The organism is Promicromonospora xylanilytica (assembly GCF_054782895.1).
Map to the genome: position 1 here is coordinate 206523 of NZ_BAAGRP010000073.1, position 9070 is coordinate 215592.

A 9070-nucleotide genomic window follows, 5' to 3' on the forward strand; every position below is an offset into this window, starting at 1 on the left:
GGATTCATGCGCGTCAAGGTGACGCTCGTACGTTCGGACGGTAGCCACGACGACGTCGTGGTGACGGCCGACGCCGGTGCTCGGATCGGCGAGATCGCCGACACGATCGCCCGGGTGGACCCGTCGGCGCCCGGCGCCCCGGGCAGGTCCCGCACGCTGGAGGCGCAGCTCCCGGGCCAGGACCGGCCGGTCCGCCTGCCCGCGGACGCGGCGCTCGGTGAGGCGTGGATCGGCTCGGGGGCCTTCGTGGCCTCGGTGGAGCAGGCCATGCCCGGCTTCGACTACCCGGGCTCCGACGCCGTGCGTGCGGCGGTCCGGATCGAGGGCGCCGGCACCGTGGAGCTCACGGAGGGTTCGTGGGTGCTGGGCCGCTCGCAGGAGTGCGACGTCGTCGTCGACGACTCGATGGTGTCGAAGAAGCACCTGCGGCTCGACGTGTCGGACGAGGTCGAGGTCGTCGACCTCGGTTCCGCGAACGGCATCCTCGTGGACGGCGAGCACGTGCAGCGCCTGCGCATCGAGGGCTCGCAGCGGGTGGTGCTCGGTGACACGGCCGTCACGATCGAGACACGCAGGCCCGCCACGATCACCGGCGTGACGCCCAAGGCCGGCCCGGTCTCGTTCACCCGTTCGCCCCGCGTCGAGGCGCGGTACAACGGTGAGGAGTTCGACTCTCCCGAGGCTCCCAAGGAGACCGAGCCCCGGGAGTTCCCGTTCCTCGCCCTGCTGGCGCCGGTCCTCATGGGCGGCGCGATGTTCATGATCACCGAGCGGCCCGCCTCCCTGCTGTTCGTGGCGATGGCCCCGATCATGATGATCGGCAACTACGTGACCCAGGGCAGGCAGGCGAAGAAGCGCCTGGAGCGCGACGTCGCCCGGTTCGACGAGAAGCTCGCCTCGCTGCGCGAGGTCCTCAAGGAGGAGAAGGAGACCGAGCGTTCGGTCCGCCTCCGTGAGGCGCCCGCCACGCAGCACGTCTACGTGGAGGCGATGCGGCACGGGCCCCTGCTGTGGACGCGCCGTCCGGAGCACTGGAGCTTCCTCAACGTGCGCTTCGGGCTCGGCACCATGCCGTCGCGCAACACGGTGAAGACCGCCGGCAAGGGCCACCTGATCAAGGAGTACCAGGAGCTGCTCGACACCCTGGTCGACCAGCACAAGGACGTCGACGGCGTGCCCGTCGTGGAGAACCTGTACGACGCGGGTGCGCTCGGTTTCGCGGGCCCGCCCGCGCGGGTGATCGGCTCGCTCAACGCCGTGCTGCTGCAGCTCACGGGCCTGCACTCGCCGTCGGAGCTCGTCGTGACCAGCATCGTGAGCCCGGTGTGGACGCAGCACCTGCAGTGGCTCACCTGGATCCCGCACACCTCCTCGGCCCACAGCCCGGTCGAGGGCCACCACCTCGCGGACTCCGCCTCCGGTGCCCAGCGTCTGCTGGCGCAGCTCGAAGAGCTGATCTCCACCCGCCTGAAGGCGGTACGGGGCGGCCAGCGCCGTGGCGCGATCGGCGAGGACAAGGCAGCGCTGGAGCGCGGCAGCGACGTCGGTGACCGGAGCATGGCGGACACGGGCACCAAGTCGCCCGTCCCCGCGGTGGTCGTCGTGATCTCGGACGACATCGACGTGGACCGCGCCCGGCTGATCCAGCTCGCCGAGATGGGGGCCGACGCCGGCGTCTACCCCCTGTGGATCTCCGCCGACACGTCGGGCCTGCCCGCGGCGTGCCGCACCTTCGTCGAGGTCGGCCAGCAGGGTCCGCGCGTCGGCATGGTGCGGCTCGGCCGCTGGGTCGACGACATCGTGCTCGAGGAGGTGGACGGCAAGACGGCGCTGGAGTACGGGCGCCGGCTGGCCCCGGTGTTCGACGCGGGCGCCATCGTCGAGGACGCCTCCGACCTGCCCCGCTCCATCACGATGCCGGCGCTGCTGGGTCACGACCTGTTCGAGAGCCCCGACGCGGTCATGGAGCGCTGGCGCCAGAACCTGTCGGTCTACGACCGCACGGGCCAGGGCGTGCAGCGCAAGCGTCCCGGCACGCTGCGTGCGATCGTCGGCTCGGCCGGTGTGGACGCCCAGCACCTCGACCTGCGGACCCAGGGCCCGCACGCGCTGGTCGGCGGTACCACCGGTGCGGGTAAGTCGGAGTTCCTCCAGGCCTGGGTGCTCGGCATGGCCGCCGAGTACAGCCCGGACCGCGTGACGTTCCTGTTCGTCGACTACAAGGGCGGTTCGGCGTTCGCGGACTGCGTCCAGCTGCCGCACTGCGTGGGCCTGGTGACCGACCTGTCGCCGCACCTGGTGCTGCGGGCCATCACGAGCCTGCGGGCCGAGCTGCACTGGCGCGAGCACCTCTTCAACCGCAAGAAGGCGAAGGACCTGCTCGAGCTGGAGAAGCGCGGGGACCCGGAGACCCCGCCGGCCCTCGTCATCGTGATCGACGAGTTCGCCGCCCTGGTGGGCGACGTGCCCGAGTTCGTGGACGGCGTCGTCGACGTCGCCCAGCGTGGCCGATCGCTCGGTATCCACCTGATCATGGCCACCCAGCGCCCGGCCGGTGTCATCAAGGACAACCTGCGCGCCAACACCAACATGCGCGTGGCCCTGAGGATGGCCGACGAGTCGGACTCCTCCGACGTCGTCGACGTGAAGGACGCCGCGTACGTGGACCCGTCGATCCCCGGTCGCGGGCTCGTCAAGACCGGGCCGGGCCGCGTGCAGGCCTTCCAGTCCGGCTACGCCGGCGCGTGGAGCACGCGGGCGCCCGAGCGCGCCAAGGTGGAGGTCGCGCGCCTGCACTTCGGCCGGGAGGAGAAGTGGGAGGAGCCGGTCGTCGAGTCGGACGTGTCGGTCGAGGAGAAGGACCTCGGCCCCAACGACCAGCAGCGGCTCGTCGCCCGGGTCCAGGAGGCGTTCGAGCGCGGTCGTCTGCCCGTCCCGCGCCGTCCGTGGCTCGACTCGCTCGCCGACGTCTACGACCTGACCCGCCTGTACCAGCGCACGGACACCGAGCTCCTCATCGGCGTCGCCGACATCCCGGAGCACCAGGCCCAGGCGCCGCAGTACTTCCACCCGGACCAGGACGGCCACCTCGGCGTCTACGGCACCGGTGGCTCCGGCAAGTCGACGGCGCTGCGCACGCTCGCCGCGGTCGCGGGCATCACCCCGCGCGGCGGCCCCGTCCACGTGTACGGCCTCGACTTCGCGGCCGGCGCGCTGCGCATGCTGGAGGCGCTGCCGCACGTGGGCACGATCGCCAAGGGCGACGACACGGAGCGCGTGGTCGGCGTGATGCGGATGCTGCGTGACGAGCTGGTGCGCCGCGGTGACGCGTTCGCGTCCGTGAACGCCGCGAGCGTCACGGAGTACCGGCAGGTCACCGGCCGCCAGGACGTGCCGCGCATCCTGCTGCTGGTGGACGGTTTCGCGAACTTCCGCGACGAGTACGAGGTGGGTGCGGGCCGGGCCGAGTGGTTCGAGGCGTTCCGCGACATCCTGAACGACGGCCGTGGGCTCGGCATCCACGTCGTCTTCACGGCCGACCGGTCGGGCGCGGTGCCCACCTACGTGCGGTCGCTGGTGCAGCGCAACATCCTGCTGCGCATGACCGACGACGGCTACCTCGCGTTCAACGCGCCGCGGGACATCGTCACGGCGACGTCGCCCGCCGGGCGCGCCGTCGTCGACTCCCTGGAGGTCCAGGTCGCGGTGGTCGGCGGGACGAAGTCGGTCCAGGAGCAGGCGGCCGCGACCGACCGGCTCGCGGAGTCGATGCGTCGGGCCGGCGTGCGCCCGGCGCCCTCGGTCCGGGTGCTGCCCGGGGAGTACTCCTCGCGGGAGCTGCCCCCCTCGGTCGAGGGCCAGCCGGTGCTCGGCCTGGACAACATCGCCCTGCAGCCGCTGCCCTTCGACCCGACGGGCACGCTGCTGGTGGGTGGCCCTCCCGCGTCCGGCCGCTCGAACGCCCTGGTGCACATCGCGCAGGCGGTCCAGCGTGCGAACCCGAACGCGCGCCTCTACCTGTTCGCGCAGCCGCGTTCGCCCATCGCGGGCGAGGTCACGTGGGAGGACGTCGCCGTGGGGCCGGACAAGGTCGCCGACATGGCGAAGGACCTGCTCGCGGCAGTGCAGGACGAGGACACCGCACCCGGCGTCGTCGTCATCATCGAGGGGATCAACGACTACCTGCAGACGCCCGCCGACAAGGCGATCCAGGACCTCACCAAGGCGATCAAGAAGTCGGACCACCTGCTGGTGGCCGAGGCCGAGACGGGTTCGTGGGGCGCTACCTGGCCACTGCTGTCGGAGGTCAAGAGCGGTCGCCGTGGCCTGCTGCTGCAGCCGGAGAACATGGACGGCGACATGATCCTCAAGACCGGGCTCCCGCGGGCCGCGAAGGGCGAGTTCCCGCCCGGACGCGGCGCCTGGATCGCACGCGGCAAGAACGTCCGGGTGCAGGTACCGTTCGTGCTCGGGGCCGAGGGCTGATCGCCCGGGGGTCCTGACCGGAATGCTCGCGGGGCGGCCATGGGGAGTGCTCCCCATGGTCGCCCCGTGACGGTCGCCGGTACGGTTCTGCTCAGGTGAGAAACTGACCGGAGAAAGCAGGGGGACGATGGCTGGCTACGATCTCTCGATCGACATGAATCAGCTTCTGACGCTGAGTGAAGATCTCAAGTCGATCACCAGCGAGCTCGAGAACGCCGACGGGAACGCGCAGGGGGTCGCTGACGCTACCGGCCACGACGAGCTGCGCGACCGCGTGAACGAGTTCGCCGACAAGTGGGAGATCAAGCGCGGCGAGATGCTCGAGAACGTCAAGAAGCTGTCCGGGATCATCTCGCAGATCGCGGAAGCGTTCGACGAGGTCGACACCGGGCTCGCGAAGGCCCTCGAAGACGCGGCTGCGAAGTAGGAGAGACCGATGAGCGACACACAGTGGCAGGAGCTCGAGGGCGAGCCCAACACCGTCGAGGCCAAGGGCCGCAGGTACACCGAGCTGGCCGAGGCGATCGCTCGGTCCGTCTCCTCTCTGCAGCAGATCGTCGACGACACCAACACGACGGCGAAGTCGATGGACAAGACGCGCAAGCTGGCCGGCGAGGTGCGTGAGGACATCGAGAAGGCGCGTGAGCGCTACTCCTACACCGGTGAGGCACTGACGGCGTACGGCGCGTCCTTGCGCGCGGCCAAGAACGAGGCCGACCCCGCCGCAGCCAGGCTCCGGACGCTCCGCGCCGACCTCGAGACGGCACAGGCCACGGCGTCGAGCGCCGAGAGTGGCGTGGACGACCTGCCGAAGGACGCGAGCGACGCGGACAAGTCCGACGCGCAGCGTGCCCAGACGAACGCGAACAACGCCGTCAACGACCTCCAGAGCCAGATCACCCAGGCCGAGGCCGAGTGGAACAGCGGGCACGGCGACAAGAACTCGGCGGCGAGCACCGCGATCTCCCAGATCGAGGAGGTCGTGTCGGGCGACAAGGTCAACGGGCTCGAGGACGGCTTCTGGGACGGCGTCGGCGAGGTCTGGGAGTCGGTCGGCAAGTGGGTCAAGATGGCCTGCGACATCGCCGGAATCCTGGCGATCTTCCTCTCGTGGGTCCCGATCCTGGGGCAGATACTCCTCGTCATGGCCGCGATCGGCTCGATCATCGCGATCATCGAGGGAATCGTCAAAATGGCGAACGAAGGTTTCTCCTGGGGTGCGCTGTTCGGCATAGGGATGGGCGTGATGGGCCTGTTCGGCGGAAAGGCGCTCGGCGCCCTGGGCAAGTACGCCAAGGCACGCGCGATCACGCAGACCCGGAATGTCAGGGGGATCACGGAGGCGCGCAAGATCGCGACCGTCAGCGAGCTGGTCGAGGCGAGTGGCACGAAGCTGAGCACGCGTGCCCTCGACACCCTCAAGTCTCCGTTCGTCCGCAACGCCACGGACGGCGAGATCTGGCGGATGGCGCAGCGTGGTACCTATGGCGAGGCCTTTTCCACCTGGCGTGGTGCGAAGTTCCCTATCCCGTACAAGGATGGCGGAATGCGGTTCGCGCTCGGGAACGACGACGTGATGGACATGACGAAGTTCTTCAGTCAGACGGGCGTCCAGCTCGACGGCTTGACGAGCGCTGCCCAGGCGATCGCGATCACGGGCTCGGTCACGCACAACGCCGCGAAGATGGGGCAGATCGCGGCCGGCCTCGGTACCGGCATCAGCGGCGGCGACGGCTGGGGCGTGGCCAGCAGCGGAAGCTCTGCCGTCACGAGCGGTGCAGGCGGTTCCTACGGCACCCTGATGGGCAACAGCATCAACATCGGCAAGGGCCTATTCGGCTGAGACAGGAGGCGCGGTGCCGCACATCGTGAGGTTCGACCTAGGTTTTCCCGAGGCCTGGCATCTGGTTCCGAAGGAGTTGACCGACCCTCACGAATGGGCCAGGTCGACGGCTGTCGAGCTGGTTGCCGGTCCGGCGGCAGGGGACCTGGACGCCATGACGGAGGACGCTGTCGAGGTCCTCGCCGAGCAGCTCGACGGCGTCGTGCGAGTCGTTCAGGACGCGGCGATCGCAGGTCTCCGAACGGCGTTCCTCGTGCGTCACCCGGAGAACGGGGTGGTCGACGCGATGCTCACCGTCGGTGCGCAGCGGGATGTCTCGCCGGACGGCTACGCGGCGGAGCTGAAGGAAGTTGTCGAAGCCTCCGAGACGCATGACTTCGCCTATGCGGAGGCGATCGAGGGCACGACGGCGATCGGGTCCGTCACCGGTCTGCATGCCATGATCGCGCATCCTGGTGAGCTCGGTGAAGGTAGCTCTGCCGTGCTCGAGGAGAGGGTCGTCGCGGGTGTCTTCCCCGAGGGGACCCCGGACATGGTCGAGGTCACGGCTATCGCTCGAAGCGTGGGCTCGTTCGACGACATGCCGCAGCAGATCGTCGACCTGCTCGCTGGGCTCACCGTCGAAGTGGGTGGGTCATGACCGCGCAGCCGCTCGCCAGGGAGTTCGGGCGAGACATCCGCATCATCGTCCCGGGGACCTGGGTGGATATCCCTGTCGACGACCCCGCACGGTCGGTCGCCTTCGTGAAGCGCCTCGTCAGGCAGCAGGTAGGTCCCGCGGACCGTCTCGCGCGAGTGCGCCGTGAGGCCGTGCAGGAGCTCGTCATGACGGCGAGGCAAGCGGCCGAGGCCGGTGTGCACACCTATCTGATGTCGTTGGAGCTGGCGCCATCCGTGCCGTTTCCGGCCGCCATCATGATGTATGACGCCGAGTGGCCCGAGTCAGCGCGTCAGCTCGCGGACGAGGGGGACATCGAAGGTGCCCTCCGCGCCATTCCGGACGGCGAGGTCGCGACTCAGAAGTACGGGCCGGTCGCGCGGGTGGCCGAGATGGCGCAGGGCAAGACGAGCGAGGACGGTATCGAGATCCTCACGATGCGGCTCGTCTACTACATGCCCTACCCGGACGAGCAGTCGAAGCTGCTCGTGATCCGCGTCAACGTCCCGAACATCCCGTCGGCCGAGCCGTTCGCGATGCTCTTCGACGAGATCGTCGACTCGATCACTTTCTTGGACGCGGACGAGCCGGAGTAGAAGGCGGGTCAGCTCTGCCGGTTGTGGGCGTTCATGCGCCTGACGGTCAGCAGGCTGCCGATGATGACGGCGACGACGACCACGATGATGGCGGTGACCCAGCCACCAGCGCTCTGGAACAGGTCGGGGGCCGCACCGCTGAGGATGCCGGCGACGAAGAGGACGACGACGCTGAACCCGACGACGACGGGAATCGGCTGCAGGCTCCGCTTGGTGCCGGAGTCGAGGTTCTCAAGTTCTGGCCGGTGCTCGCGGTAGTCGCTCATGTTCCTGCTCTCTCCTGGACAGAGGCGGTCTGGTACACACCCTATGGGCAGCTATGTGGATGACGACAGGCGAACTAGCATCTGGCGCTCCGGCCGGGTGCGTCGCGGCGATGCGGCGGGCGCCTGAGGCCAAGCCGGACGTGGACGCTGTCGAGAGGACGTCATGGAGGACATCGTTGCTGGCGAGCGGCGTGGAGCCGCGCCGAAGGGGGTCTCGCCGCGTCCGTGGAGGGTGGCGCTGAGGCCGTTCGGGTACCTGCTGGTGGGCCTGACCTGGCTGGCGATCTGGGCGCTCGTCGTCGCCCTGGGCTGGGGCATCCTGGCGTTCGGTGTGATCGCGGGGAACCTCACCGTCGCGGAGTTCACCGAGCCGGCTACGGCGTCGGTCGGGGCGTTCATCGGCATGGTGTTCCTCGCGGCCCCACTCCTCGCGGTCATCGCGGGCCCGGTGGTGCTGTGGTGGCTGCCGAACTGCAGCTGGCCCCTTGCGTTGCTCTCGTTCGTGTACGTGGCACGCTCGCTGAACCCCGCGTACCGCCACGAGAAGCTTTCGTTCACGGCGAGCGGTGTACGCGGCAGCGTGATCGGGCCGCCGACCGCGACAGACGTCGCGCTCTCGTTGCAGCCCGTACGCAACACCACCCTCACTCGATTCCTGATGCGCTTCTACGTGGCCGGGTGGCAGGCGTCGGGACCGTGGTTCCTTGCGATGCTCCCCGCGGGAGTCGGCTGGCTGCTGCTCTTCCCCGCGATCGCGGCGGACGTCTCCGAGGCGACGAACGTCGTGTGCGGCGTGCTCGGCACGGGCCTGATCGTGTGGTCGTACGCGTGGGCGCTACGGATCGCGTGGCGGCAGACGTCGCCGGCCAAGGACACGTCGGGACCGTCCAGGTAGTTCGTGCTGCTCGTGATGGGTACCGCTCCCCATCGACGCCCCATCCAGGTCCCAGTACTGTCGTGGTCAGTCGGATCGGCCGTGGGGGCCGGCCGGGATCAGATCGAGAAGGGGATTACTCATGGCGAACATGAATGTGACCTACGAGGAGCTTCGGGGTACCGCGGGTCAGCTGCGTAACGGTCAGCAGCAGATCATGGACACGCTGCAGAACCTGTCCTCGCAGGTGAACAACCTGGTGGCCTCTGGTTTCCAGACGGACCAGGCCTCGGGCAAGTTCCAGCAGTCCTACGAGGAGTTCACCACGGGTGCCAAGCAGGCCATCGA

Annotated in this window: 8 protein-coding genes; 7 read left to right on the plus strand and 1 reads right to left on the minus strand. The window is 69.2% G+C overall.

Translation table 11 applies throughout. From position 1 onward, the window contains the following. Positions 1-6: 6 nt before the first annotated feature. From ACYVK7_RS22840 to ACYVK7_RS22860, 5 genes are all read left to right on the plus strand, one after another. On the plus strand, positions 7-4485 hold the full coding sequence (locus ACYVK7_RS22840; RefSeq protein ID WP_460890015.1) for an FtsK/SpoIIIE domain-containing protein: 4479 nt from the start codon (positions 7-9) through the stop codon (positions 4483-4485). Between the two features lie 154 nt (positions 4486-4639). Next, positions 4640-4912 (plus strand): hypothetical protein, encoded by a 273-nt coding sequence (locus tag ACYVK7_RS22845; protein WP_460890016.1) that lies wholly within the window; start codon positions 4640-4642, stop codon positions 4910-4912. A 9-nt stretch (positions 4913-4921) separates the two neighbouring features. Next, complete coding sequence (locus tag ACYVK7_RS22850) at positions 4922-6328, plus strand: hypothetical protein (protein WP_460890017.1); 1407 nt, start codon at positions 4922-4924, stop codon at positions 6326-6328. Between the two features lie 154 nt (positions 6329-6482). Continuing rightward, positions 6483-6968 (plus strand): hypothetical protein, encoded by a 486-nt coding sequence (locus ACYVK7_RS22855; protein WP_460890018.1) that lies wholly within the window; start codon positions 6483-6485, stop codon positions 6966-6968. Continuing rightward, positions 6965-7582: a hypothetical protein gene (locus ACYVK7_RS22860; protein WP_460890019.1), complete on the plus strand. Its 618-nt coding sequence runs from the start codon at positions 6965-6967 to the stop codon at positions 7580-7582. The genes ACYVK7_RS22855 and ACYVK7_RS22860 overlap by 4 nt, the downstream gene beginning before the upstream one ends. An 8-nt stretch (positions 7583-7590) precedes the next feature. Here ACYVK7_RS22860 and ACYVK7_RS22865 read toward each other — a convergent pair whose 3' ends face one another. Next, entirely contained in the window at positions 7591-7848 is a 258-nt protein-coding gene (locus tag ACYVK7_RS22865) for a hypothetical protein (RefSeq protein ID WP_460890020.1), read from the minus strand. Between the two features lie 163 nt (positions 7849-8011). On the opposite strand from ACYVK7_RS22865, the gene ACYVK7_RS22870 reads away from it, so the two are divergent. Both ACYVK7_RS22870 and ACYVK7_RS22875 read left to right on the plus strand, forming a co-directional pair. Further along, the gene (locus ACYVK7_RS22870) at positions 8012-8743 is read left to right on the plus strand and encodes a hypothetical protein (protein ID WP_460890021.1); all 732 of its coding nucleotides are present in this window, start codon (positions 8012-8014) and stop codon (positions 8741-8743) included. A gap of 121 nt (positions 8744-8864) precedes the next feature. After that, on the plus strand, positions 8865-9070 hold a 206-nt coding region (locus ACYVK7_RS22875; protein WP_460889040.1), incomplete at its 3' end, for a WXG100 family type VII secretion target.

What these genes read in the sequence shown, in the direction of transcription:
- ACYVK7_RS22855 (WP_460890018.1), top strand. Translation starts at nt 6,483, where the DNA reads ATGACGGAGGACGCTGTCGAGGTCCTCGCCGAGCAGCTCGACGGCGTC.
- ACYVK7_RS22850 (WP_460890017.1), top strand. Translation starts at nt 4,922, where the DNA reads ATGAGCGACACACAGTGGCAGGAGCTCGAGGGCGAGCCCAACACCGTC.
- ACYVK7_RS22840 (WP_460890015.1), top strand. Translation starts at nt 7, where the DNA reads ATGCGCGTCAAGGTGACGCTCGTACGTTCGGACGGTAGCCACGACGAC.
- ACYVK7_RS22870 (WP_460890021.1), top strand. Translation starts at nt 8,012, where the DNA reads ATGGAGGACATCGTTGCTGGCGAGCGGCGTGGAGCCGCGCCGAAGGGG.
- ACYVK7_RS22865 (WP_460890020.1), bottom strand. Translation starts at nt 7,848, where the DNA reads ATGAGCGACTACCGCGAGCACCGGCCAGAACTTGAGAACCTCGACTCC.
- ACYVK7_RS22845 (WP_460890016.1), top strand. Translation starts at nt 4,640, where the DNA reads ATGAATCAGCTTCTGACGCTGAGTGAAGATCTCAAGTCGATCACCAGC.
- ACYVK7_RS22860 (WP_460890019.1), top strand. Translation starts at nt 6,965, where the DNA reads ATGACCGCGCAGCCGCTCGCCAGGGAGTTCGGGCGAGACATCCGCATC.